Source organism: Serratia sp. 14-2641, from assembly GCF_001692375.1.
Classification (GTDB): domain Bacteria; phylum Pseudomonadota; class Gammaproteobacteria; order Enterobacterales; family Enterobacteriaceae; genus Chania; species Chania fonticola_C.
Window position 1 is genome coordinate 282,382 of sequence record NZ_LXKR01000095.1, and the last position, 24,976, is coordinate 307,357.

Consider the following 24,976-nt stretch of genomic DNA (forward strand, 5'->3'; position numbering starts at 1 on the left):
AGCGAACCGGTATTACGCTGACACGAGGATGGCATGAGAAGACTACTGACGACTTTGGTGATTTTGCTGGTGGTGCTGGTGGCAGGGATGTCTGCCTTGGTGCTGTTGGTTAATCCGAATGATTTCCGCGGCTATATGATCAAGAAGGTTGAGCAGAGCAGCGGCTATCATCTGACGCTGGAAGGCGACCTTCGTTGGCATGTCTGGCCGCAGCTGAGCATTCTTGCCGGGCGAATGACGCTGACGGCGCCAGGGGCAGCGGCTCCGGCCGTCAGCGCGGATAATATGCGTCTGGATGTCAAACTGCTGCCGCTCCTTTCCCACCAGCTTTACGTTAAGCAGGTGATGCTGAAAAATGCCGTCATCCGCCTGACCCCTGATAGTGCAGAGCAAAGCCAGCCCGATGCTCCTATCGCCCCCGGTGGTAACCAGGCGGATGATAGTTCGGGATCCCTGTGGAAATTTGATATCGACAACCTGCGGGTGGTGGACAGCCTGTTGATCTGGCAGCGGGCCAACAACGAGCAGATTAACGTTCGTGATATCGATTTAACCCTGCAGCAGAATGAAAAGCATCAGGCGCAGATAGAGCTTTCCAGCCGGGTGAATCGCGACCAACGCGATCTGAGCTTCAATCTGGCGGCCAATCTCGATCTGCAACAGTTTCCCCGCCAGATAGGCGCGCAGGTCACGAAGTTTAGCTACCAGCTTGAGGGCGCAGATATTCTTGCCGGTGCCATCAAGGGGGAAGGGAGCGTACAGGCGGTTTATCAGCAGGCTTCGCAGCAGGTTGTCTTGAGCCAACTGATGCTCAGTGCCAATGATAGCCAGTTGACTGGGGGCGCTAGCGCACAGTTCGGACAAGTGCCTACTTACACCTTGGATCTCAGTGCCACACAACTCAATCTGGATGCGCTCTCGGGCTGGCAGACAAAAAATCCTGATGAGGAGAAGCTGCCGCAGCCGGTGACTGCATCCCCGGTGATCGCCAATCAGGCGGACGACCCACAACAGAATTTACAGGTGTTACGTGACTTCAATGCGCAGCTTAAGTTGAAGGCGGATCAGGTCACTTATCGTGGGATGTCGGTTAATCAACTGGCGGTACAGGCAAGCAACCAACAGGGATTAATGACGGTGGCAACGCTGTCTGGCAAGTTGGCCAGCGGTGATTTCTCCCTACCAGGCTCGATGGATGTGCGGGCTGCTAAACCGCTGATCAAACTGCAGCCGCAGTTACGGCACATTGAGTTGGGTGAAGTACTCAAGGCCTTCGATATGCCATTGGCGCTGACCGGCACGTTCAACATGCAGGGCGATTTGAGTGGCGATCGCTTCAACGCCACGGCGTTCGAGCACCGCTGGCACGGGACTGCGGAACTGTCCATGCAGAATGCGCAGCTTCATGGTCTGAATATTCAACAGCTTATCCAGCAAGCCGTGGCGCGTAATGACAGTAGCGTGCGTGGTGAGGATAACAACCAGCGCTACACTGCGGTGCAACAAATGAGCGCCAAGGCCAGCTTGAGCAAGGGGCAGATCACGCTCAGCGAGTTACAGGCAGAGTCACCGGTGATGAGCCTGACCGGCAGCGGTACGCTCAATATGCCTGGCAAACAGTGCGACTTAACCATGAACGTACTGGTAACGGGGGGCTGGCAAGGCAACAATGCGTTAATCGCACAACTGCGCGAAACCCCGATCCCACTGCGTGTCTATGGCCCTTGGGATCAGCTCAATTATCAGTTGCAGGTCGATCAGCTATTGCGTAAAAAGCTGCAGGATCGTGCCAAAGACGCCTTGAACAAGTGGGCCGAGAAGAATAAAGGCTCCCAGGATGGCCAGGATCTGAAAAAGCTGCTCGATAAGTTGTAAACCTTATCAAACACTGCCCGCGCTCTCTTTAGGTTATGGTGAGCGCGGGTTTGCCCCCCTCGAACAACAAAATCAATACCTTTGATATTCATCTGGCATACTGCTGATGGCTTCCCTACAATAAGGGATCTGTTAATGAATAAAGCAAGGATTGACGGTGTCAAAAGCGAATTCTAATGCCACCATTGTGGATATTGCCCGCCGAGCCAACGTGACCAATATCACTGTCTCCCGTGCTTTTAATAAACCCGAACTGGTAAAGTCTGAAACCCTCGAGAAAATTCATGCTATTGCCAAAGAGCTTAATTATGTTCCCAATGCTTTCGCTCAAGGATTAAAGAAAAGCAGCAGCCAAATTATTGGCATTGTTACCAGCAGCATGTATAACCCTTTCTATTCCAACCTGATCCAAACCGTATCGCGCATTGCCCGTATGCAGGGCTATCAGATTATGCTGTTTGATACCGACGGCAGCGAAGAGGCTGAAATGCAGGCGGTGCAGGCGTTGTTCGGTTATAAGGCGCGGGGCATCTTGCTCTCCGCTGTTCGCGACGATCGGCATTATCAACCCGCCTACCTTGATCAGGCCGAACGCTACCATACCCCGCTGATCCTGATCGACAGGGACATTTATAATCAACAGCTTAGCGGCGTGTTCCTCAACAACCAAGAAATTGGCAAACTGGCCGGGAAATATCTGGCCGAGCAGCCGGAAAGTAATATCCTGATCCTGGGCGGCCCAGCCGACTCGGAAATTACCTTGGCACGAACCCAGGGGATTATTGATGCTCTGGAGGAGAAGGGGAGTAAAATCACCATTATCAATGGCGACTATGATTTTATTTCGCAGGCGGCGCGGGTGAGAGAATATCTTGCCGATGAACAGCATCAACCGGATTATATCGTGGGCCTCAACGGCATTATCACGCTGGGTGCTATTTCGTTATGCCACCAACTGGATATTTACCATCGGGTGAAATTCTTCTCGATCGATGAACCGCCAAAGGCGCGGGATTATGGGCAGCATATTGCCGGGGTTTATCACGATACGCAGGTGTTAGGGGAAATCGCGGCGGAATTATTGTTTAATGCGATTAAAAATAATCACAGCGATCAGCCTTTAAGGCGGGAATTCTTTACCGGGATGTTGCTTGTCGAGTGATGTGGCCCCTCACCCCAACCCTCTCCCACAGGGAGAGGGAGCTGCTCAGGTGATGTTATTGGGTGCGGAAGCTAATCTGTGACCCCCAAAAAGGGTAACCAGTCAGGCTCAGGGGCTGTCTACGGCCTAATTGGTGCCGAGCTAGGGGCTATGTTCTGGTCTAGCCAGAGTAGACACCCTAGATTAATTTGTGGCACTAAATTGGTGCCAAGCGGTGGTCAGGCGTAGGGACTATGTTCTGACCTAGCCAAAGTAGGCATCCTGGATTAATCTGTGGCACGTTCGGTCCCCTCTCCCTGTGGGAGAGGGTTAGGGTGAGGGGCAATTGGTTGAAATATCAGGCTAATCCCACCCAATTACTGTCCGTAGTAAGCATTTTTACCGTGCTTGCGTAAAAAGTGCTTATCCAGCAGCGCGGGTTGCATTGTCGGGATCGTTGGAGTCAATTGCCGCGTGGCCATCGCCATGGCCGCCACTTCCTCCATCACCACCGCATTATGCACCGCATCCGCCGCCGTTTTTCCCCAGGCGAAAGGCCCGTGAGAATAGACCAACACCCCCGGCACCTGTTGCGGATCGCGCTTCGCCTGTTGGAACGTCTCGATAATCACCTGGCCGGTTTCCCGCTCATAGTCGCCAGCAATCTCGTCCTCACGCATAGGGCGGGTACAGGGAATGTCACCATAAAAATAGTCGGCGTGCGTGGTGCCCAGAGCCGGGATCGCCTGGCCAGCCTGAGCCCAGATGGTGGCATTACGGCTGTGGGTATGGACGATGCCGCCGATAGCAGGAAATGCACGATACAGAGCCAAATGGGTATCGGTATCCGAGGACGGTTTACGCTGCCCTTCTTGGATCACTCCGTCCAAATCCACCACCACCAGATCGTCTACCGTCATCACTTCATAGGCGATCCCCGAAGGTTTGATCACCACCAGCCCCTGCTGGCGATCGATCGCCGAAACGTTACCCCAGGTAAAGGTCACCAAACCATAACCCGGCAGGCTGAGATTGGCCGCCAACACCTGCTGCTTCAACTCGCTTAACATGTGATGCCTCCCTGTTTCATCTGCTGCTCGATCCAGCTTTTGGCCTGGGTGATATGCTGGATATCCTGGCCATCGTTGCGCGTCCACATTTCCAGCAGGAATGGGCCGCGATAGTTGAGCCGGTTTAACACGGCAAACGTATGGGCAAAGTCGACGCAGCCGCTGCCGAAAGGCACATCGCGGAATTGCCCTGTAGTGCCCGGCAGCACCGGCAAGGTGTCTTTTAAATGGATGGCGGTGATCTTGTCGATGCCTTGCTCCAGCTCAAAATCGACGTCATTGCCCCAGGCGCTGAGGTTGCCGATATCGGGATAGACGGTAAACCATGGGCTTTCAATCTGCCTGGCAAACTCGCGCCATTTGCTGATGCTGTTGATAAAGGTGGTATCCATGATCTCCACGGACAGCATCACCTGTGCCTTGGCCGCCAGCTCTACCGCCCATTGCATACCTTCGATAAAACGCTGGCGTGTATGGCGATCGGCAGTTTCGTAATAGACGTCATAACCCGCTAGCTGAATATTCCTGATCCCGACGTCGACGGCGAAATCCAACGCCTTTTCCATCAACGTGCGCGCCTGTTGGCGGATGGCGGCATCATGGCTGCCAAACGGATAACGGCGGTGGGCGGATAAACACATGCTGGGCACCGTGATACCGCTGTCAAAACGGGCGTTGATCAGCGCCAGCCGCTGTTGACGATCCCAGTCCAGGCGCAACTGGCGTTCCGGCTGCTCATCAATGGAGATCTCCATAAACTGGAAACCCAGTTCGCTGGCGATACCCAGGCGTTGTGCCCAATCAAGATCTGCCGGCAAGGCTTTTTCGTACAGCCCAAGTGAGACATTATTAGTGGTTTGCATGCTGGTTGGCCTCATTTAATGCTTGGGCGATATTCAGGTAGCTCGCAAAGCGATCGCGTAAGCGTCGGTTAGCCGCCGCGTCGGGATAATAGGTATGTACTTCAGGCTGAATAACCTGCACGGCCTCGGTAAAGCTGCTGTACTCCCCGGCACCCACGGCGGCACAGATCGCTGCGGCACGGCAGCCACTTTGCTGGATATTCACCACTTCCAGCGGCAAATTACCGGCGTTGGCAAACATCTGCATCCAAACGTCGGACTGCGTGGGGCCGCCGGTCATGCGAATACGCTCTACGCGTGGATTCAGTGCCACCAGGCGATCCTGATGAACCAGATGAGAGAACACGATGCCCTGATAGATCGCATGGACGATATCTGCCATGTCATGGTGCCCGCTCAGGCCAATCAACCCGCCCGGCAGGTTGCTACCGAGGTTGGAGCCGAACAGGTAGGGCAGGAATGTGATGTCGCTCGGCTGCTTGCTGCGTTCTTGTACCCAACGGTTGAACTGCGCATAGCGCTGATGATCGTTGTCGCAAAACTGCCGTAAGAACCAGGCCAGATTACTCGCTGAGGTTGGGCTGCCTTCGTGAACAAAGTAGCGGCCCTCCATGCAATAACGCCCCCAGGCAAAAGGATGGGAGGAGGGGATTAGGTTCTCCGTTACGCAGGTAGCGATCGACCAGGTACCCGCCACTGCGCTCAGGGTGCGATCGTCGACCACTCCCGAGCACAAGGCCGCACCAACCACATCAAACAGGCCGCCATACACCGCCGTTCCTGCCGGTAATCCGCATTGGGCGGCGGCAGTGGCGGTCACTTGCCCGGCAAGCTCGGTGGAACCTAGCAGCAGCGCGGTTTTATCGGCCACTTCCTCAATACCGAATGCCGCCATCAATACTGGGTCGTAGTCGGCCGTTTGCTGGTTGAACAGATTGCTGCCGGAGATGTTGGTGATCTCCGCCGTCGCTTCGCCCGTCAGGCGAAAACGCAGGTAGTCATGAGCCATCAGCACCCGATCAATCGCCTCATATTGCGCGGGCTCATGCTGTTTCAACCAACGTAACAGCACTGCCGGATGGCTGTTCCAGATGGGTTGCAGGCTACGCGGGTAGGTGACGGCTTCGATACCTTGCTGCTGTAACTCAACCACCATCGCCCCGGCACGAGTATCCGAAGAAACGATGCCGTTGCGGACCGGCTGGCCCTTTTTATCAATGGCATATAGCCCTTTGCCATGTGAAGAGAAGCTTACGCCACGCACCCGATCGCCGGTTATATCCGCGAAGCTGAGTACCTGGCGAATGGTCTGGCAAAGGTCACGCCACAAGGGCTCCATCTCGCGTTCAGAGAAGCCAGGCTGTGGGGATACGGTTTCCCCATCACACTCCGCTACGGCAATTTCCTCACCGTTAGCCCGGTATAGCCCCGCCTTGATTAGCGTGCCGCCAATATCAATGCCCAGAAAATACCCCATATCGGTTCTCCCTAGCTTATTTACGGCGGCTGGAACTGAGGTAGATAGCGGCGAGGATAATGCCACCCTTGACCACGTTCTGGATGTAAGGCGATACGCTCATCAGGTTGAGGCCGTTATTCAGTACGCCAAGCATCATGGCGCCTACCAGAGTGCCGATAATGGCGCCTCTGCCTCCGGAGATGGCGGCCCCACCAAGCACTACGGCGGCGATGGCATCCAGTTCAAAACCTTCACCGGCGTTGGGCTGCCCGCTCATCAGGCGTGAAGTGAGTACCAAGCCAGCCAGTGCGGCAGTTGTTCCGCTCACCACATACACCAGGACTTTGTAGCGAGGTACGCGAATACCGCTCAGGCGCGCGGCTTCTTCGTTGCCGCCAATGGCGTAGACATAGCGGCCAAACGGCAGGTGGTTAAGCATCAGGTAGGCCAGAATATAAACGCCGACCATGATCAGCACCGGTACTTGAATACCCAATACGGAACCGCGGCCGAAGAAGGAAAACATGTCTGGTAAGCCAGAAATCGGATAGCCGCCGGTGTACAGCAACGCCAAACCACGGGCGATACCCATTGAGGCGAGGGTGACGATAATCGGTGGCATGCGCAGATAGGCAATGCAGGCACCGTTGGCCAGGCCAAACAGGGCACCAATCACCAACGCGGCGACCATGGCCAGAGGAATAGGGATCCCTCCCAACATTAAGCCAGCGGCAATTGAGCCAGACAGTGCCATCACTGGCCCGACCGAGAGATCGATGCCCCCAGTCAGGATTGCGCAGGTCATGCCCACGGCAATAATGGCGTTGATCGACACCTGGCGTGCCACGTTGGTCAGGTTGTTGACCGTCAGGAAGCTGTCATTAAGCCCACTCATCAGCAGGAACAGAATGGCGAAGCCGATAAAAGGCAGCATCGCGGGGTGGTGCAGCAACTTCTCCCAGCGCTTGCCGAGGCTCTGCTTCTGGGCTGCGTGGGTAGGTGGGGATTGTTCAATTCCGATCATAATGCACTCCCGGTTGCATGAAGCATGATGTTATGAGATTCGATTTCATCCCCTGCCAATTCGGCAACAATGTGGCCGCCACGGAACACCAGCACGCGATCGCAAACGCCGATAATTTCCGGTAATTCGGATGAAATCATGATGATAGAAATGCCTTTCTGCGTGAGCTGTTGCATCAGCTGATAGATTTCGGATTTGGCGCCGACGTCAATGCCACGGGTAGGCTCATCAAAAATAAGGATGTTGCAGTCATTGTTCAGCCAGCGGGCAATGACCACTTTTTGCTGGTTGCCGCCGCTCAGGGTGCTGACGGCGGTATCCGCATCCGGGGTTTTCACGCCTACCGCACGGATCAGCCGCTGAACAATATCGTCGTCCTTGCGGGCGTTAACGAATATCTTGCCGAACCGCTCGTGGCGGTTGAGGGTGATGTTCTGTGCTACGGAAAAAGGCAGCACCAGCCCTTCGGTTTTACGGCTCTCCGGCAGCAGGCCAATGCCTTGTTTCAATGCCAAAGCCGGGTTACGCAGCGTGGTTGGTTGCCCACTAAGGCTGACCTGCTTGCGATAGCAGGCGCTGGCACCGATCAGCGCGGAGACCGTCTCGGTACGGCCCGAGCCCACTAATCCGGCAAATCCCAGGATTTCGCCTTTGAACAGGTGGAAGCGATCTTCCTGCTGATGCTTGGTGCGCTGAATGCTGGCTTCCAGCAGGCGAACCGAGGTATCGACAGGGTGCGATTTCACCGGGAAGGCATTTTCGATTTTGCGTCCGACCATCAGCTTCACGAGTTCATCCACGTTGGTATCGGCCGTGGGCAACGTTTGCACATAGGTGCCGTCGCGTAAGACGGTGATCTGATCGCAGATGGTGAAGATTTCATCCAGGTGGTGCGAGATGAAAATCATGCCGACGCCCAGCAGTTTCAGATCGTTCATGACGCTGAACAGGTGATCGGCTTCACCCGGCGTCAGGGTGGCGGTAGGCTCATCCAGCACCAGTATGCGGGCGTCCAGTGACAGCGCCTTGGCAATCTCGACAAACTGTTGCTGCGCCACGCTCAACTGCGCCACCGGGCAATCCAGATCGATATTCACCGTCAGCCGTTTGAAAATAGCCTCGGCTTTTTTGCGCATGGCTTTGCGATCTAATAATCCCCAGCGGTTCTTGATTTCCCGGTTGAGGAAAATATTGTCCAGGGCGTTCATATAAGGAATAAGCGAGAATTCCTGAAATATGATCCCCACTCCGGCGTTAATGGCCTGCCGATAATTATCAAACTGGCGGCTGGTACCCTCCATGATTATTTCGCCAGAATCCGGTTGGTGAATACCACACAGGATTTTCACCAACGTCGATTTACCGGCTCCGTTCTCCCCTAGCAAGGCGTGTATTTGGCCGTGTTGAATGGTGAGGTCAATACCGTCCAACGCCTTCACGCCCGGAAAGGACTTCTTGATCTGTTTTAATTCTAATAACGCCGTCACGGTTAACTCCTTCGGGTTTTATACCCACCGTTGCAAAATGGGTCGGGTACAAACCTCAACCGGCTCGTTGTGTTATAGGGGCGCCGTATTTTGCGCCCGCTTTGATAATCAATGCGTTGGTTTACACATTCAGCAGCATTGCCGCGTGGTCATCAAACTCGAGGCCGGGCGTTTACCAGCTAAAACCTTTGGCGTTGCTGCTGTCGATCAGTTTCACTTTCACCGGAATGGTGCTCGGCACGTTGGCACCCCAATGGCGGGCCAGCGCAATCCCTAAGGCGATACGGGCCTGGTCGCGAGGGAACTGTGCGGAGGTGGCGATAAACGGTGAGCCAGGTTTCAGGATCTCCTTAATCGCTTCAGGCTGGCCATCGACGCTGACCAACTTGACCTTGGCACCGTTACTCTCAATGGCTGCCAATGCACCCAGGGCACCTACGTCGTTGACGCTAAAGATACCGGCCAGGTCGGGAGTGGATTGCAGCATGTTTTCGGTTACGGTCAGTGCGGTATCACGCTCTTGCTTGCCGTTCTGCTTAGTGACAATCTGCATTTCTGGGTGTTTTTTAATGGCGTCTTCAAAACCACGGACGCGTTCCAGGATCGGCACCACCGGGATACCGTCCAGGATCGCTACTTTGCCCTTGTTGCCCAGGGATTTGGCCAGGTATTCCCCCGCTTGGAAACCGGCATCATAGTTTTCCGAACCGACAAAGGAATCCAACGGGCCTTCGGCCTGGGCATCGATTGCCACGACCACCGCCCCGGCCTTGTGGGCCGAGATCACCGCCGACTGCACGCCAACCGAATCTGTTGGGTTAATCAGTAAAATATCGACTTTCTTTTGCAGCATATCTTCCACATCATTAATCTGCTTTGAGACGTCATGATGGGCATCCGCAATATACAGCTTGGCGCCAATATCACCGGCAGCCTGCTCTAATGCCTGTTTCATGGAGACAAAATAGTCGTTATTCATTTCCTGGAATGAAACGCCAATGGTGATCTGTTTGGCTAATGCCGATTGGCTGGCCAGCAGCATGCCACCGGCGAGCATTACGGGTAAGGTTTTCTTGAATAATGAAAACATAGTTTATTCTCCTGTTGTAGGGGCGGTGTCTTTCTTTCAGTGTTATTTATAATAATTAGGTGGTTATCGGCCAGAAGTCGGCCTCGCTATAAAAGCGCGTTGTCATTATTTGCTTAAAACTAATCACTCAACATTAAGGAACCAAAATAACCTTGATGGAATCCGTTGAGTCAGCCAGGGCGAATGCCTGATCCCATTCGTTTAATGAATAACTGTGGGTTACTACACCTTTGGAGGTCACCAGACCGCGTTCAAAAAGGTCGATGGCAATTTCATAGCTGTAAGGTGCCAGGTGCGCACCGCGAATATCCAACTCTTTGCGATCGCCGATGATTGACCAGTCTACGGTCGTTTCTTTGCCAAATACGCTGAACTCGACAAAGCGGCCGAGCTTACGGATCATCTGTAATCCTTGGGTCACGCCGATCGGTGCGCCGGTTGCTTCGATGTAAACATCACAGCCGTAGCCATCGGTTAACGCCTTGACGATTTTATCGGCGTCTTCCTTGAGCGGGTTGATGACCACGTCGGCACCGAACGCTTTTGCCAGCTCCAAACGTTCGTCGATGGCGTCGATCACGATCAGCTTTTTCGGCGTCTTCAGCTTGGCAACTTGCACCATACACAGACCCAACGGCCCGGCACCGGCCAGCACCACAACGTCGTCTAACTGGATATCCCCACGGGCAACGGTGTGAATGGCACAGGCCATCGGCTCGATCAGCACGGCATCTTCATGGCTGAGGCTTTCCGGGATCTTGTGCACGATGGCATTGGCGGAAAAACGCATGTATTCCGACATACCCCCCTCGGCCACGTCCTTTTGGAAGCCGTAGATATTGTGCGTCTCGCACATCCAATAGCTGCCGGACTTACAGTAACGGCATTCCCAGCAGGGCACGATCTGCTCGGCAATGACGCGTTCGCCAATCTTGTACTTCTGCTCTGTGCCTTCCCCCATGGCAACAATACGGCCATAAAATTCGTGGCCGGGCACGACCGGCGGTTTTACCCAAGGGTTTTCACCCCAAAACATCTGGGCACCGTTTTTACATTTACAATCGCCGGCACAGATCCCGCAGCCTTCGACCTTGATCACCAACTCCTTGGCTTTAGGTAGCGGGGTAGGGACTTGTTCAAACCGGTAATCCTGCGGGCCATGGCAAACTACCGCGCTCATCTTTTCGGGTAACTGACTCATTTTCCTCTCCATTATCAGGCTAGATAGCGATACGAAATCAATGTTAACGTTGTCATTTTTAAGAAAATAAAAAGGCTATTTTTTATTTAAATTATATTATTCATTGTGTTATGAGTTTATTTTAACTTTTTGTTAAAAATGACAACGTGAACATTCGCGATCATATAACCAAACTGGAGAAAACATTTGTTTGATCAAACTCACACATCGTTAACATCTGGCGTAAAGATTCTACAAATTCAGATCATGATCACAATGTTATGTCGGATGTATGTAAGATCGGGGGCGAGGTAGTCATTTAATTTATTGAAATTAAATCAATTATTATCCGGCTTGATGGCATGTTTGCTTGCTCTGGGCTGTCTGGCTGCGGCTTCAGTTATCTACTTGCAAAGAGGAAGGGGATCGCCAAAGCGAGCTGGCTTGAAATTTCACGATTTGTTGATAGTTTCCCCCCGTAACATTGATGAATGTCATAATATCTTGTAGTGCTTTTCGGCAGAGTGTGGCGTTATTCGGCTGCTATCGGGCGATGAGCTGAAGTAAAATAATTAAATCGAGGAATAACAATGGAACTTCTGATTGGAGCCTTGGTAGCGGTGTTCGTTGGCCGTTACATCATCAAGGGCTATTCTGCCACTGGGGTATTAATGGTTGGCGGCCTGGTGCTGCTGGCGGTGAGTGCATTTATGGGCAAAAATCTGCTGCCCGCCAGTGCGACTTCGACCGGGTGGCGCGCCACCGATATTTTCGAATATGTCAAAATCCTGCTGATGAGCCGCGGTGGCGATCTCGGCATGATGATCATGATGCTGTGTGGCTTCGCCGCCTATATGACGCACATTGGCGCCAATGACGTGGTGGTCAAGCTGGCCTCCCGTCCATTGCAGATGATCAACTCCCCGTATTTGCTGATGATTGCGGCCTACTTTGTTGCCTGCCTGATGTCACTGGCCGTCTCTTCGGCGACAGGGCTGGGCGTGCTACTGATGGCAACGCTGTTCCCGCTGATGGTTAACGTGGGGATCAGCCGTGGCGCAGCAGCGGCTATCTGTGCTTCTCCAGCAGCCATTATCCTATCGCCTACTTCGGGTGATGTGGTGCTGGCAGCCAAGGCGGCCGAAATGCCGCTGGTGGATTTCGCCTTCAAAACCACGCTGCCGATCTCCATCGCCGCCATTATCTGCATGGCGATTGCCCACTTCTTCTGGCAGCGCTATCTCGACCGTAAAGCCAACGAACAGCACCACATCATGGACGTGAGTGAAATCACAACCAACGCCCCCGGTTTTTACGCCATCTTGCCGTTTACTCCGATCCTGGGGGTGCTGGTCTTTGATGGTAAATGGGGGCCGGAGCTGCACATCATTACCGTGTTGGTGATTTGTATGTTCATGGCCGCGGTGATCGAGTTTATCCGCAGCTTCAATGCCAAAACGGTGTTTGCTGGTTTAGAAGTGGCTTACCGTGGCATGGCCGATGCGTTTGCCAGCGTGGTGATGCTGTTGGTCGCGGCTGGGGTATTTGCCCAAGGCTTGAGCACCGTTGGCTTTATCAGCGGCTTGATCAGCCTGGCACAGTCGTTTGGCACCGGTGGGATCATCATGATGTTGGTGCTGGTGGTGATCACCATGCTGGCGGCGATGACGACCGGCTCTGGTAATGCGCCGTTCTATGCGTTTGTTGAACTGATCCCGAAACTGGCGGCACAGATGGGGGTTAACCCGGCTTACCTGGTGATCCCGATGCTGCAAGCTTCCAACCTGGGCCGTACGCTCTCGCCGGTTTCTGGCGTGGTCGTTGCGGTTTCCGGCATGGCAAAAATCTCACCGTTCGAAGTGGTGAAACGCACCTCGGTACCGGTGATTGTCGGGCTGGTGGTGGTGATTGTGGCGACGGAGTTGCTGGTGCCTGTGCACCTGTAAGCTATGCAGGTGGGGCTGCATGCAACCCACGTTTGACATCAATGCTGGGCACTTCAAGCGGGTGCCCAGCAAAGATTTACTCTTCGTCCTCTTCGTTAGGTGTCACTAACGGCGTGATCTTCACCTTCACGATGCGGTGGCTACTGATTTCCAACGGTTCAAACAGATAGTCGCCAATCTTCAGCTGTTCCCCTTCGCGTGGAATGCGCTGGCAATGCTCCATCAGCAACCCTGCCAAGGTATGATATTCCCGCTTTTCTTCTATCGGCAGTGGCACATACAGCACCAGATCTTCCAGCGGCATATGGCCATTGGCAATCCAGTAACCTTCGCTGGTTTGCTGGATATCATGGCGTGCATCAACCTCTTCATCGGCCTCTGGCAGATTACCGGCGATGGTTTCCATCACGTCGGTTAACGTCACCACACCTTCGACCGAACCAAACTCATCCACCACAAATGCAAAGTGGGTTTTGGCCTGGCGGAACTGCTCCAGCGCAGACAGCAACGTTAACTGCTCCGGGAAGATCAGTGGCTGGCGCACCAAAGCCCGCAGATCCAGCGGTGATTGCTGCAACTGTTGTTTCAGCACGTCGATGGTGTGGATCACGCCTAATGGCTCATCGCTGGCGCTATTTTCTGTTACCACGATGCGCGTATGCTGGTTTTTCTCCAACAGTTGCGTCAACTTATCCAGCGGGCCGTTAAGCCCAAGGTATTCCACATCGTGCCGCGAAGTCATGATACTGCTAACGGTGCGCTGTGCCATGCCCAGCACCCGCTCGATCATATGGCGTTCCTGCTGGTTGAAGATTTCACCATTTTCGTTATAGCTGTCTGCCAGCAGATGTGCCGAATGGCTGTCGATCTCGGCCTCTTCATGCTTGCCGCTTAACATGAGCAATACGGCTTCTGCGGTACGCTCACGCAAAGGCCGCACCTTGGAAAGAAAACGGCGGCGGTTAAACTGGGCAAACTGGTTCAAGGCTTCGATCATCACAGAGAAACCGATCGCCGCGTAGAGATAGCCCTTCGGAATGGCATAGCCAAAGCCTTCGGCCACCAGGCTGAAACCAATCATCAGCAAGAAGCTGAGGCACAGAATAACAATGGTGGGGTGGGCATTCACAAAGCGCGTGAGCGGTTTGCTGGCCAGCAACATCAAACCAATGGCGATACACACCGCGATCATCATCACGGCCAGATGATCGACCATCCCGACTGCGGTGATCACCGAATCCAGCGAGAAGACGGCATCCAGCACCACAATTTGCGCGACCACCGGCCAGAAACGCGCTCCTTTACGTGACCCATGGTGTTCCTCGTCTTTACCCTCCAGCCGCTCGTTCAGCTCCATGGTGGCTTTAAACAGCAGGAAGATACCACCGACCAGCATTATCAGGTCGCGGCCACTGAAAGCGTGCCCCATGGCCACAAACAGCGGTTTGGTCAGGGTAGCTAGCCAGGATATAGAGGCAAGCAGCGCCAGGCGCATCACCAGCGCCAGTAAAAGACCGACAATGCGGGCTTTATCACGTTGTTTTTTAGGTAATTTCTCCGCCAAAATGGCGATAAAGATCAGGTTGTCAATGCCCAGTACGATTTCCAGTACAACCAGGGTGGCCAAGCCGGCCCAAATTGTTGGATCTGCGATCCATTCCATACGCCTAATTTCACCTTTTAGTTCGACGGCTTATGCCGCATTGAGAATGATGGACGCTGAAGGAGGGGATTTCAACACTAAATCCGCACGAGGTGCGGGTAATCTATGCTAGTAGAATAATTAAACAGTGTCAGGATTTTGTCATTGGAGGTAAGCACCAGAAAACATAGAACAAATAGCTGCTTATAAATCCTACGCTTAGATAATCACCATTATAATCAATTTGTTATAAAGTAGTTAAACGAGTAAAATCTTAAAAATCGCGTATCCTTAGTAGTCTTATTCTGAAAAGGTCTTAATGAAGCCACTAAGACTTGTTTCACCGGGTCAATAGTATAAGAATCTTAGCATCCTATAAATGATAGCAAGACTGACCACTTGGCCAGGAAGGCATAGCCTTTTTCCTACACTGCGACTTGCCTCTCATTGAATTCTGAGTAGAACCTAAGGTTCATCTACGAGCGTGGAGTTGATTGCACGCTTGTCAGTTCAAACATTGTCTACAGTGCATTGGTAGCTGCAAGCCAAGGGCGGTAGCGTGCCTAAAACGTTAACTCAAGATTGTAATCAATTGATTTTTAAAGATAAAAACTCATTGAGACGTTAGGGGTAACCACTTTTCCTGGCTCTGTTACACTTACTTGTTATTTGTCGGTGGAAAAAATTCATGCAAAAAAGATTGAAGGCCGTTATCCCAGTAGCAGGTTTGGGCACGCGTATGCTGCCCGCAACCAAGGCAATCCCTAAAGAAATGCTGCCTGTGGTCGATAAGCCATTGATTCAGTACATCGTGAGCGAATGCGTTGCGGCTGGCATCAAGGATATCGTACTGGTTACGCACTCATCGAAAAACGCGATCGAAAACCACTTTGATACTTCCTTTGAGCTAGAAGCGACGTTGGAAGCTCGAGTAAAACGCCAACTGCTTGCCGAAGTACAAAGTATCTGCCCGCCGGATGTAACGGTGATGCAAGTGCGCCAAGGGCAAGCCAAAGGACTGGGTCACGCGGTGTTATGCGCTCAACCGATGATTGGGGATAACCCATTTGTGGTGCTGCTGCCGGACGTGTTATTGGATGACTCTACCGCCGATCTGCAGAAAGAAAACCTGGCCAAAATGATCCAGCGCTTCGAGCAAACCGGCTTTAGCCAGATTATGGTTGAGCCAGTGCCAGAAGAGGACGTTTCAAAATACGGTGTGGTCGATTGCGGTGGTGTGGCGTTAGCCGCTGGTGCAAGTACGCCAATGACCGCGGTGGTAGAGAAACCTGCGCGGGAAGATGCGCCATCTAACTTGGCCGTAGTGGGGCGCTATGTGCTCTCAGCCGATATCTGGCCGTTGCTGGAGAAAACGCCTCCGGGAGCTGGCGATGAAATCCAACTGACCGACGCCATTGCCATGCTGATGGAGCAGGAAACGGTAGAAGCTTTCCATATGAGCGGCAAATCCCACGACTGTGGTGACAAACTGGGCTATATGAAGGCGTTTGTACAGTATGCCCTGCGCCACCCTTCCGAAGGCGAAAATTTCACCCAGTGGATGAAACAGACCCTGAACAGCAAGTAATTGCCCTAGCCGGTTAGCACGACCACAAGATTTTAAGAGGAACACCATGTCGAAGAAGTTGAAAGCCGTCATTCCTGTTGCTGGTCTGGGTATGCGCATGTTGCCTGCGACCAAAGCGATCCCAAAAGAGATGCTGCCGATCGTTGATAAGCCGTTGATCCAATATATCGTCAACGAATGCGTGGCTGCCGGGATCAAGGAAATCATTCTGGTTACCCACTCCTCCAAGAACGCGATCGAAAACCATTTCGACACGTCTTATGAGCTTGAGGCGATGCTTGAAGCGCGCGTGAAGCGTCAGTTGCTGGATGAAGTTAAATCCATCACGCCGAAGGGCGTAACCCTGATGCACATCCGCCAAGGACAACCGAAAGGATTGGGGCATGCGGTACTGTGTGCCAAACCATTGGTAGGTGATTCACCTTTCGTGGTGGTTCTGCCGGACGTGCTGCTGGATGACGCCAAGGCGGATATGCACAAAGACAACCTGGCGCATATGATTGCCCGCTTCGAAGATAACGGGCTAAGCCAGGTACTGGTGCAGCCTGCAGATGAAAATGTGCTGCATGACTACTCAGTGGCAGAATGTGAGACTACTACCCTGCAACCAGGGGAAAGTTCACGCATGACGTCGATCATTGAGAAGCCAAGCCGTGAAGTGAAACTGAAATCCAATTATTCTGCTGTTGGCCGTTATGTGCTCTCTGCCGACATCTGGCCGATTTTGGAAAAAACGCAGCCAGGCGCCTGGGGCCGAATTCAACTGACCGATGCGATTGCTGACCTGATGAAACAACAGACGGTAGAAGCGGTGGAACTGGTGGGGGAATCTTTCAACTGCGGTGAAAAGCTAGGCTATCTCCGGGCCTTTGTGACCTATGGCCTACGCCATCCAACGCAGGGCAAAGCCTTCCGTGAATGGGCCGAGCAGTTGAAGCTTTAACGTTCATACTGCCAACACTGAAGAAATTGATAATGTACGCGTTTTTAGGGGTTGATACTCGGTAGGTGTTTGTTTTTTAAAATTAACTTTATTTGTAAGGTTAGTCATTTTCTTTTTGTCAACGCCATCTAGTCTAGCGATAGTAGCAAGACTAGATGGCGTAATTTCAAACGCTGCGCACATTGTTGACTGCTGAGAGTGATTTGCAAGGCGATACCCTATGGTTCTTTACTGCCTCCCCCTAAGAAATTGCATTTCAAATTTTTTTTCTTTCAAGGTGGTTTTCTCTGACTTTGAGAGGTGCACCAGGACGCTTGTCTGCAAATAGCGTTGATCTTTTATATGCTGATGTAGCGGACTGAACGAATACTTTAAGAATTTACCCTTTTAAAAAAATTATATTATAAATCATGGTTTTATTATTTTTTTTGATGCTAAAAAACTGAATTTTGCAACATAACGAGTAGTCTTATTCTGAAAAGGATTTCACGACCTATCTAAGGCTTGTTTCGATCGGTTAATAGTATAAGAATCTTGTCATCATAATTTGACATTAGTAACGATTTTGTATGCTTATGCTGAATTTTGAATCAGTGAAAGACAGGTTTGATAGGTAAGTACTGGTAACCCCCACAAGAAAATATGACGTAAGCAAGTATGGCTGCGCCTTACTACAGTGCATTGGTAGCATGTGAGCCAAGAGCGGTAGCGTAGTAGTATGACTCGGATTGGGTGTTGCAACTTCTTGATTATGGTGAAAATATGCAAGAGTTGATAGTGGTTTTCATAGGGGCATTTCTTGTACTGCTCGGTGCAAGGAAGTTAGCTTTTTCTGTTGGTTTAGTTGATAAGCCAAATGCTCGTAAAAAGCATAACGGACATATCCCATTAGTCGGCGGGGTTTCCATCTACCTGGCTTTGTGGGTACTTTATGCATTGCACCCAGATTGGCTGCCTCAGTTCACTTTATACATGGTCTGTGCCACTATCTTGCTGGTGGTTGGCGTGTTAGATGATCGGTTTGATTTACCCGTGTTGCCACGGGTTGGAATTCAGGCTTTGGTGGCAGGGGTTATGATGTGGTCTGGCTTGTATTTGGCAAGCCTTGGTCATGTCATTGCAGGTAGCGAACTGACATTGGGAGTGTTTGGCTATTTTATAACCTTGTTTGCGGTTTGGGGGGCTATCAATGCGTTCAATATGGTTGACGGCATTGATGGTTTACTAGGCGCGCTATCATGCGTTACTTTTGGCGCACTTTCTGTGGTGTTTGAGCTGGGTGGTAACTCTGAGCTCTCAAAATGGTGCTTATGTTTGTTGGTAGCGTCATTGCCCTATATCATGTTGAATCTTGGCATTCCTATGGGGAAACGATTCAAAGTATTTATGGGGGATGCGGGGAGTACGCTGATCGGTTTTACCGTTATCTGGCTGCTGGTTTTAGCCACTCAGGGTGATAAAGCTGTGATGCAACCGGTATCAGCACTGTGGGTAATTGCTGTACCATTGATGGATATGGCGACAATTATGGTGCGTAGGATCCGTAGGGGAGATAGTCCTTTCAAGCCAGACCGCGAACACCTGCATCACATATTGATGAGAGCAGGCCTAGGACCGCGACAGACACTTTTCGCCATCGTTGCATTTGCTTCGCTATTGGCGGCAATCGGGGTTATTGGTGATAGGTTAGGCGTTCCCGAACTGTTTATGCTAGGACTGTTTTTAGTTGTTTTTGCGGGCTATTTTTGGTCTATTACCCGGGTTTGGAAAATTTTGACCTGGATCCGAAAATCGAACCACAAGCCAGGGATGAGCGAGGCGGAAAGCACACCATCAAACAAATGATTAATCGTTTGTTTTGTTGCTACTTTGGCTCATTATTGAGCCGTTTTCCGTTTATAATGTTCGCACATTAGATTGAATGGCATTTCTCATAATAGTGAATAATTTGATGAAAAAAGTTACATTTAAGCTGATACCGCTACTGATTTCTGCAAGTTTTGTCAGTGGATGCACAGTGGTACCTGGCTCACATCTCTCGACTTCAGGCAAGGATGTTGTAAAGCAATCTGACGCAGATTTTAACATTGACAAGTTGGTTAATGTTTACCCAATGACGCCGAAGTTGATTGAAAAAATGCGACCAAACCCGATTGTGGCGCAGGTAAACACGGCTTTAGAAACTGAACTTCAGAACTACGAGTATCGCATTGGTGTCGGTGACGTTCTGATGGTGACGGTATGGGACCACCCAGAGCTGACGACCCCCGCAGGCCAGTACCGTAGCGCAAGTGATACTGGTAACTGGGTAAATTCGGATGGCACAATTTTCTATCCTTATATTGGCAAAGTGAAAGTTGCTGGTAAGACAATTGCTGAAATTCGTACCGTTATCATGACCCGTTTAGCTCAGTATATTGAGTCACCACAGGTTGATATAAGCATTGCTGCTTTCCGCTCTCAGAAGGTCTATGTTACAGGAGAAGTTGCAACCTCAGGTAAACAGGCCATCACAAACGTACCACTAACTGTTTTAGACGCTATCAACAGTGCTGGCGGTTTAACTGAGAACGCCGATTGGCGTAATGTGGTCCTAACGCATAATGGCAAAGAGAGACGCATTTCTCTTCAGGCGCTGATGCAAAACGGCGATCTTACCCAGAATCACCTACTCTATCCTGGCGATATCCTTTACATCCCGCGTAACGATGGTCTAAAAGTCTTTGTGATGGGTGAAGTTAAAAAGCAGACAACCTTACGTATGGATCGCAGTGGCATGACACTAACCGAGGCATTGGGCAACGCCGAAGGTATGGATCAAGCGATGTCAGATGCAACAGGTGTGTTTGTTATTCGCTCCCTACGCGGTAGTGAAGGCGATAAGCTGGCAAATATTTATCAACTAAATACCTCTGATGCAGCAGCATTAGTCATGGGTACAGAGTTCCAGCTTCAGCCCTATGATATTGTTTATGTTACCACTGCTCCTATAGTGCGCTGGAATCGAGTTGTCAGTCAATTAGTACCTACTATCACTGGCGTTAATAATATGACCGAATCCGTCCGTTGGATAAGAAATTGGCCTAACTGATATGTTTAATTCAATTTTAGTTGTTTGTGTTGGTAATATTTGTCGCTCCCCTACAGGGGAACGATTGCTAAAAAAATTATTACCAAATAAGAGAGTTTCGTCTGCTGGTATTGGTGCTTTAGTTGGAAAGGCTGCTGATAAATCATCCAGTGAAGTTGCTAGTAGCAATGGTGTATCGCTAGAGGGTCATGAAGCAAGGCAACTAACAGCTGCACTTTGTCGAGAATATGATCTTATATTAGTCATGGAGAAAGGGCATATTGAGGCAGTTTGTAAGCTATCGCCAGAGCTTAGGGGCAAGGTTATGCTCTTTGGACATTGGAACGGAAATAGAGATATTCCCGACCCATACATGAAAAGCAAAGATGCTTTTGAATTTGTCTATGCGCTCCTAGATGAGTCAGCAAAGAAATGGGCAGTAACTTTAAACTAATTTAATTGAGTTAACAATGTCTGATAATATGACGAACAGCAATTTTAAAAGAAACACTGAAAAGGTAGATGATATCGATGTTAGCAAATTATTAGCATCGCTTTTGGACTATAAATGGTTAATCATCAGTGTTACATCAATGTTTACAGTTATGGGGATAATTTACTCTATCCTCGCAACACCAATATACCAAGCTGACGCATTAATTCAAGTTGAACAAAAATCCGCAGGCTCAATACTGGGTGATATTTCGGAAATGATGCCAAACTCTCAACCTGCATCAGCTGCTGAAATTGAATTAATAAAATCTAGGATGGTAATTGGCAAAACAGTTGATGACTTAGATTTAACAACGGTTGTTTCACAGAAACATTTTCCGATTGTAGGAGCAGGTCTTTCAAGATTATTAGGTTACAGTGCTGGTGAGTTAAATTTATCAAAATTTGATGTTCCAAACGAGTTGTTAAAGAAAGATTTATCAATAGAAATTATTAATAAAGAAAGCTACAGACTAAGCTATGATGGAAAAGATATTGTCAATGGCAAGGTTGGGCAGTATTATAATATTGGTGGTGTTAGCATTTTAATAACAAATATTAATGCTGATTCAGGAAGTGTTTTTTATATTAAGAAACTACCAAGACTAACTGCTATAAAAAATATCTTAGATGATTTTGATGTTGTTGATAAAGGAAAGGATACGGGGGTTTTAGCACTAACATATAATAATGAGTCTCCAATATTAACTCAAAAAATCCTGGATAGAATTACGAAAAATTATTTATTGCAAAATGTTGAACGTAAATCGGAAGAGGCTGGGAAAAGTTTATCTTTCTTAAAGGAACGGTTGCCTGAAGTCAGAATGACGCTGAACTCTGCAGAAAATAAACTTAATAGCTTTAGACAGGACAATGAATCTGTAGATCTTTCATTAGAAGCAAAGTCTGTACTCGATACAATGGTTCAGCTTGAGTCGCAACTTAATGAGTTAACGTTCAAAGAGTCAGAAATATCTAAGCTGTACACTAAAGAACACCCGGCTTATAGGGCACTTCTTGAGAAGAGAAAAACTCTTGAAGATGAAAAGAAAAAGTTAAATACAAAAATTGGTGATCTTCCGAAAACGCAGCAGCAAATTTTGAGTTTGACCAGGGATGTTCAAGCTGGGCAGGAAATTTATATGCAGATGCTAAATAAGGAGCAAGAGCTAAATATAACAAAAGCAAGTACTGTAGGTAATGTGAGGATTGTCGATGGTTCTGAGTATATTGCAGAACCAGTGAAGCCTAAGAAATTAATAATTATAGTTCTTTCAACATTTCTCGGATTTATTGTTGCTATTTGCTATTCATTGACTAAAGCAGCTTTACGTAAAGGTGTCGAAAGTGCAGAGCAGATTGAAACGCTTGGAATAAATGTTTATGCAAGTATTCCATTATCAGAATGGCAGAAAAGTAAAGATAAAGAATTTAATATTAAATCTAAATCTAGAACTAACTATCAAGGAAACCAACTATTAGCTGTTGGTAATCCGATTGATTTATCTATTGAAGCAATACGAAGTTTGCGTACAAGCTTACATTTTGCAATGATAGAAGCTAAAAATAATATATTAATGATTTCTGGATCTAGTCCTGCAATTGGTAAGTCTTTTGTGGGGGCGAATTTGGCTGCTGTAATAGCTCAAGCTGGGCAGAGGATCCTTTTTATAGACGCAGATATGCGTAGAGGATATGCCCATTTGCAACTAAATGCGAAAGCTGAACAAGGGTTATCTGATGTTTTATCTGGGCAAATTACCTTTGAAGATGCTATCAAAAAAACTGAATTAGCTTGTTTGGATTTCATTTCCAGAGGACAAATTCCTCCAAATCCTTCCGAGTTGCTAATGAGTGAAAAGCTTTCAGCTTTTATGGCATGGGCTTCAGAAAATTACGATATTGTCTTACTTGATACGCCTCCTATTTTAGCTGTAACCGACGCGGGGATTATTGGCCACCATGTCGGAACCTCTTTATTAGTAGCCCGCTTTGAGGTTAATACCTTAAAAGAGATAGAGATTAGTATAAAGAGATTCGAACAAAATGGAATAAATGTAAAAGGCGTCATATTAAACGCTGTTATAAAAAAAGCTTCTAATTATTACGACTATTACAATTATCATTATAAGAATGCATAATGGGGCAAGGGCTATAGAAGTATAGCCCGAAATAGGTAACGACTATGAAAGTAGCTGTAATTTTAAGTATCTATAAAGACGATAATGTCACACATCTTAAGCAAGCAATAGATAGTATATTCAACCAGACATATGAAAATTGGTTACTTAGAATAATGGTTGATGGGTCTGTGAGTTCAGAATTAACTGGGTTATTACAGGAATATACAAGAGCATCCGATAAAGTAAGAGTCTTTGAAAGGTCAAATAATAAAGGCCTGGCCCATTCCCTTAACGAGCTAATAGAATATATCATACATAACGATAATGTTGATTATTTTGCTCGTATGGATGCCGATGATATAAGTTTAAAAAATCGTTTGGCCGAACAAGTGCTTTTCATGAATGATAATATCGATGTTGACGTGGTCGGGAGCTCATGTTTGGAGTTTGGTTCTACGTTTGCGATCGAGAAAAAAATGTATTGCGAACATGAAAAATTATCAAAATATATATTTAAGAGATGTCCTTTTATCCATCCAACGGTAATGTTTCGGCGAAGAGTCTTTGAGTTAGGACATCGTTATCCAACGAATACGACATTGTCAGAAGATATATCTTTCTGGTTGGAATTGTTGTCTCAGGGATTTAAATTCGCTAACGTAGATCATATCCTACTCAAATATAGAACATCAGAAAATATGCTCAGAAGGAGAGTCGGTTATAAAAAAGCGATTTCTGAGCTCAAAGTTAAGTCTAACTATATGAAGCGAATGAAAAGGAAGACTGTCACAAATTATATTTATATATCCTCTTACTTTTTGCTACGTATTACACCTCCATTTGTGACAAAACTTGCATATAAATATATGAGATAGTACCTGAATGATAACTATAATTTATTTTATTATTTTTTTCTGTGCAACATATTTACCTGCAATAAGAATTGGAGGGATACCATTACTCATTTCTGATTTTTTTCTGGGATTTTTATTTTTGGTTTCATTACTTAATATTGGCAATTTGAGAAAGGATAATAGGGCTTTTTATAGTTCAATATTCTTAATCCCTTTTATATGGGGGCTTGTACTAGTTTGTTTTCGTGGCATATTTGATAACTTTTATTTAAAAGATCTAGTTTTGCCAATAATTAACTTTAAGATGTTTGTATTTGTTTTTACTACTCTAGTCTTATGGGAAAAAATAAATAAGAATATCTTAATCAAACTTGTGCTCTCTTTGGTAATTATTCAGTTAATCGTAGCGACATTGCAAAAACTCGGGGTGCCAGGTTTTTCTAACGGGATATTTTATTCATTTGCGGTCAATAACGCTATGAATAATGTTTATTATGGTGGTAATGTCGCATATATTATTGCCACACATTTAAACGTTACATTTAGGTCGATTGGATTCTTAGGTTCACCGACAATTTTAGCAACATTCTTTTTAGTTATATTTTATTTACAGTTATTAATTAATAACTCTAAAACACTAATCGGTTTGGTCTATTATTCACTATTGCTATGTTTTTCCAAGATAACAATAATTAGTTTTCTGTTCTATGACAGTGTAATAAAGCCGATCTTTAATAAGAATTTGAAGAAACTGATGATATCAGTTTTTGTTTCGATATTTGTTTGTTTTGGATTTTTAATTTTTATTAATTATAACCAAAGAATGTATGAGTATGTCATGTTGTTCATAAATGGCGATGACTATGGTGTTACGCACCGAATATCAGTAATCGATTTTATGCAGAATATGAGTGTGACAGGATTGCTATTTGGTACTGGGGGCGAGCCTCCTTTTATATTTGATAGCGGATTTTTGCTGACTATATTTAGGTTTGGAATAATATATCTTGCATTAGTTTATTGGTCATATTACAAGATATTCAAAGTTTTTAGCTTTAAGAATTCACATCTATTTTTGATAATAATATTTGTTTTTGCAGACTTAACAATCTGTCTCTTATACACATCT

At 48.3% G+C, this 24,976-nt stretch carries 19 protein-coding genes; 11 read left to right on the top strand and 8 right to left on the bottom strand.

Annotation, left to right across the window (positions count from 1 at the left end; translation table 11 throughout):
* Nucleotides 1-33: 33 nt before the first annotated feature.
* Together asmA and A6U95_RS28230 are read left to right on the top strand one after the other, a co-directional pair.
* The gene (gene asmA / locus A6U95_RS28225) at nucleotides 34-1,875 is read left to right on the top strand and encodes an outer membrane assembly protein AsmA (RefSeq protein ID WP_065686907.1); all 1,842 of its coding nucleotides are present in this window, start codon (nucleotides 34-36) and stop codon (nucleotides 1,873-1,875) included.
* A 157-nt stretch (nucleotides 1,876-2,032) separates the two neighbouring features.
* Nucleotides 2,033-3,037 (top strand): LacI family DNA-binding transcriptional regulator, encoded by a 1,005-nt coding sequence (locus A6U95_RS28230; RefSeq protein ID WP_065686908.1) that lies wholly within the window; start codon nucleotides 2,033-2,035, stop codon nucleotides 3,035-3,037.
* Nucleotides 3,038-3,393: 356 nt separating this feature from the next.
* Here the strand turns inward: A6U95_RS28230 and araD are convergent, their stop codons facing one another.
* The 7 genes from araD to A6U95_RS28265 all read right to left on the bottom strand — a co-directional run bounded on the left by araD (nucleotide 3,394) and on the right by A6U95_RS28265 (nucleotide 11,210).
* Nucleotides 3,394-4,086: an L-ribulose-5-phosphate 4-epimerase gene (araD, locus tag A6U95_RS28235; protein ID WP_065686909.1), complete on the bottom strand. Its 693-nt coding sequence runs from the start codon at nucleotides 4,084-4,086 to the stop codon at nucleotides 3,394-3,396.
* Nucleotides 4,080-4,949 carry an L-ribulose-5-phosphate 3-epimerase gene (locus A6U95_RS28240; RefSeq protein ID WP_024528567.1) on the bottom strand — a complete coding sequence of 290 codons (870 nt, stop codon included), beginning with the start codon at nucleotides 4,947-4,949 and terminating at the stop codon, nucleotides 4,080-4,082. The genes araD and A6U95_RS28240 overlap by 7 nt, the downstream gene beginning before the upstream one ends.
* On the bottom strand, nucleotides 4,936-6,426 hold the full coding sequence (locus tag A6U95_RS28245; protein WP_065686910.1) for an FGGY-family carbohydrate kinase: 1,491 nt from the start codon (nucleotides 6,424-6,426) through the stop codon (nucleotides 4,936-4,938). Before A6U95_RS28245 ends, A6U95_RS28240 begins: the two co-directional genes overlap by 14 nt.
* A 16-nt stretch (nucleotides 6,427-6,442) precedes the next feature.
* A complete protein-coding gene (locus tag A6U95_RS28250) occupies nucleotides 6,443-7,432 on the bottom strand; it encodes an ABC transporter permease (protein ID WP_024528569.1) in 990 nt (329 codons plus the stop codon).
* Nucleotides 7,429-8,919, bottom strand: a complete 1,491-nt coding sequence (locus A6U95_RS28255; RefSeq protein WP_065686911.1) for a sugar ABC transporter ATP-binding protein — start codon at nucleotides 8,917-8,919, stop codon at nucleotides 7,429-7,431. The genes A6U95_RS28250 and A6U95_RS28255 overlap by 4 nt, the downstream gene beginning before the upstream one ends.
* A gap of 172 nt (nucleotides 8,920-9,091) precedes the next feature.
* Nucleotides 9,092-10,009, bottom strand: a complete 918-nt coding sequence (locus A6U95_RS28260; protein ID WP_024528571.1) for a substrate-binding domain-containing protein — start codon at nucleotides 10,007-10,009, stop codon at nucleotides 9,092-9,094.
* A 133-nt stretch (nucleotides 10,010-10,142) separates the two neighbouring features.
* Nucleotides 10,143-11,210 (bottom strand): alcohol dehydrogenase catalytic domain-containing protein, encoded by a 1,068-nt coding sequence (locus A6U95_RS28265; RefSeq protein WP_024528572.1) that lies wholly within the window; start codon nucleotides 11,208-11,210, stop codon nucleotides 10,143-10,145.
* A gap of 569 nt (nucleotides 11,211-11,779) precedes the next feature.
* Here A6U95_RS28265 and dcuC point away from each other — a divergent pair.
* Entirely contained in the window at nucleotides 11,780-13,135 is a 1,356-nt protein-coding gene (gene dcuC / locus A6U95_RS28270) for an anaerobic C4-dicarboxylate transporter DcuC (RefSeq protein WP_024528573.1), read from the top strand.
* A 76-nt stretch (nucleotides 13,136-13,211) separates the two neighbouring features.
* Here dcuC and A6U95_RS28275 read toward each other — a convergent pair whose 3' ends face one another.
* Nucleotides 13,212-14,798, bottom strand: coding sequence for a TerC family protein (locus tag A6U95_RS28275; protein ID WP_065686912.1), 1,587 nt, complete (start codon nucleotides 14,796-14,798; stop codon nucleotides 13,212-13,214).
* Between the two features lie 667 nt (nucleotides 14,799-15,465).
* Between A6U95_RS28275 and galU (A6U95_RS28280) the strand changes: the two genes are divergently transcribed.
* From galU (A6U95_RS28280) to A6U95_RS31365, 8 genes are all read left to right on the top strand, one after another.
* Nucleotides 15,466-16,365, top strand: coding sequence for a UTP--glucose-1-phosphate uridylyltransferase GalU (gene galU / locus A6U95_RS28280; RefSeq protein WP_021180603.1), 900 nt, complete (start codon nucleotides 15,466-15,468; stop codon nucleotides 16,363-16,365).
* 46 nt (nucleotides 16,366-16,411) lie between these two features.
* The gene (gene galU, locus A6U95_RS28285; RefSeq protein WP_065686913.1) at nucleotides 16,412-17,308 is read left to right on the top strand and encodes a UTP--glucose-1-phosphate uridylyltransferase GalU; all 897 of its coding nucleotides are present in this window, start codon (nucleotides 16,412-16,414) and stop codon (nucleotides 17,306-17,308) included.
* A 762-nt stretch (nucleotides 17,309-18,070) separates the two neighbouring features.
* A complete protein-coding gene (gene wecA / locus A6U95_RS28290; RefSeq protein WP_065686914.1) occupies nucleotides 18,071-19,153 on the top strand; it encodes a UDP-N-acetylglucosamine--undecaprenyl-phosphate N-acetylglucosaminephosphotransferase in 1,083 nt (360 codons plus the stop codon).
* Nucleotides 19,154-19,259: 106 nt separating this feature from the next.
* A complete protein-coding gene (locus tag A6U95_RS28295) occupies nucleotides 19,260-20,399 on the top strand; it encodes a polysaccharide export protein (protein WP_065686915.1) in 1,140 nt (379 codons plus the stop codon).
* 1 nt (nucleotide 20,400) lies between these two features.
* On the top strand, nucleotides 20,401-20,832 hold the full coding sequence (locus tag A6U95_RS28300) for a protein tyrosine phosphatase (RefSeq protein ID WP_065686916.1): 432 nt from the start codon (nucleotides 20,401-20,403) through the stop codon (nucleotides 20,830-20,832).
* 16 nt (nucleotides 20,833-20,848) lie between these two features.
* Nucleotides 20,849-23,011 carry a tyrosine-protein kinase Wzc gene (gene wzc, locus A6U95_RS28305; protein WP_065686917.1) on the top strand — a complete coding sequence of 721 codons (2,163 nt, stop codon included), beginning with the start codon at nucleotides 20,849-20,851 and terminating at the stop codon, nucleotides 23,009-23,011.
* A gap of 44 nt (nucleotides 23,012-23,055) precedes the next feature.
* The gene (locus A6U95_RS28310; protein ID WP_065686918.1) at nucleotides 23,056-23,868 is read left to right on the top strand and encodes a glycosyltransferase; all 813 of its coding nucleotides are present in this window, start codon (nucleotides 23,056-23,058) and stop codon (nucleotides 23,866-23,868) included.
* 7 nt (nucleotides 23,869-23,875) lie between these two features.
* Nucleotides 23,876-24,976: hypothetical protein (locus A6U95_RS31365; RefSeq protein ID WP_206744303.1), on the top strand; the 1,101-nt coding region annotated here is incomplete at its 3' end.

What these genes read in the sequence shown, in the direction of transcription:
- galU (WP_021180603.1), top strand. Translation starts at nt 15,466, where the DNA reads ATGCAAAAAAGATTGAAGGCCGTTATCCCAGTAGCAGGTTTGGGCACG.
- wzc (WP_065686917.1), top strand. Translation starts at nt 20,849, where the DNA reads ATGTCTGATAATATGACGAACAGCAATTTTAAAAGAAACACTGAAAAG.
- araD (WP_065686909.1), bottom strand. Translation starts at nt 4,086, where the DNA reads ATGTTAAGCGAGTTGAAGCAGCAGGTGTTGGCGGCCAATCTCAGCCTG.
- A6U95_RS28295 (WP_065686915.1), top strand. Translation starts at nt 19,260, where the DNA reads ATGAAAAAAGTTACATTTAAGCTGATACCGCTACTGATTTCTGCAAGT.
- A6U95_RS28245 (WP_065686910.1), bottom strand. Translation starts at nt 6,426, where the DNA reads ATGGGGTATTTTCTGGGCATTGATATTGGCGGCACGCTAATCAAGGCG.
- A6U95_RS28240 (WP_024528567.1), bottom strand. Translation starts at nt 4,949, where the DNA reads ATGCAAACCACTAATAATGTCTCACTTGGGCTGTACGAAAAAGCCTTG.
- A6U95_RS28250 (WP_024528569.1), bottom strand. Translation starts at nt 7,432, where the DNA reads ATGATCGGAATTGAACAATCCCCACCTACCCACGCAGCCCAGAAGCAG.
- galU (WP_065686913.1), top strand. Translation starts at nt 16,412, where the DNA reads ATGTCGAAGAAGTTGAAAGCCGTCATTCCTGTTGCTGGTCTGGGTATG.
- dcuC (WP_024528573.1), top strand. Translation starts at nt 11,780, where the DNA reads ATGGAACTTCTGATTGGAGCCTTGGTAGCGGTGTTCGTTGGCCGTTAC.
- A6U95_RS28310 (WP_065686918.1), top strand. Translation starts at nt 23,056, where the DNA reads ATGAAAGTAGCTGTAATTTTAAGTATCTATAAAGACGATAATGTCACA.
- A6U95_RS28265 (WP_024528572.1), bottom strand. Translation starts at nt 11,210, where the DNA reads ATGAGTCAGTTACCCGAAAAGATGAGCGCGGTAGTTTGCCATGGCCCG.
- wecA (WP_065686914.1), top strand. Translation starts at nt 18,071, where the DNA reads ATGCAAGAGTTGATAGTGGTTTTCATAGGGGCATTTCTTGTACTGCTC.
- asmA (WP_065686907.1), top strand. Translation starts at nt 34, where the DNA reads ATGAGAAGACTACTGACGACTTTGGTGATTTTGCTGGTGGTGCTGGTG.
- A6U95_RS28300 (WP_065686916.1), top strand. Translation starts at nt 20,401, where the DNA reads ATGTTTAATTCAATTTTAGTTGTTTGTGTTGGTAATATTTGTCGCTCC.
- A6U95_RS28260 (WP_024528571.1), bottom strand. Translation starts at nt 10,009, where the DNA reads ATGTTTTCATTATTCAAGAAAACCTTACCCGTAATGCTCGCCGGTGGC.
- A6U95_RS28275 (WP_065686912.1), bottom strand. Translation starts at nt 14,798, where the DNA reads ATGGAATGGATCGCAGATCCAACAATTTGGGCCGGCTTGGCCACCCTG.